Origin of the sequence: Algoriphagus aestuariicola, from assembly GCF_017254835.1 — a bacterium.
GTDB classification, from domain to species: Bacteria; Bacteroidota; Bacteroidia; order Cytophagales; family Cyclobacteriaceae; genus Algoriphagus; species Algoriphagus aestuariicola.
Map to the genome: position 1 here is coordinate 1 of NZ_JAFKCW010000070.1, position 287 is coordinate 287.

At 51.2% G+C, this 287-nt stretch carries 1 protein-coding gene; it reads right to left on the reverse strand.

The genetic code is table 11. The features are described 5' to 3' along the window. The coding region (locus tag J0A67_RS23705) for a putative oxygenase MesX (RefSeq protein ID WP_206571699.1) at window positions 1-287 on the reverse strand (287 nt) is incomplete at both ends.

Consider the following 287-nt stretch of genomic DNA (forward strand, 5'->3'; position numbering starts at 1 on the left):
GTCAATGAAGCGCCGTCTTGCCGATACTCGTCGCCCAAGACCGGGTGTTGATTGCCCGTCCGATGGTAGGTGTCTTTGCTGGACACGCTGAGGCAGATCACCGGCGGTTTGCTGAAATTTTCATGGTATTCGTTTGAATTGACGAAGTGCTTAAAGATATTGCCGTGCAAATCGCCGAAATCATCCGGAATGGTAAATTCCGCCGTGTTTTTATTGTGCGCCGGCAGCAAGACGCTAAAGTCGTAATCGCGCACGTAAGACGAGAAATTGTTCCCGACGATGCCCTC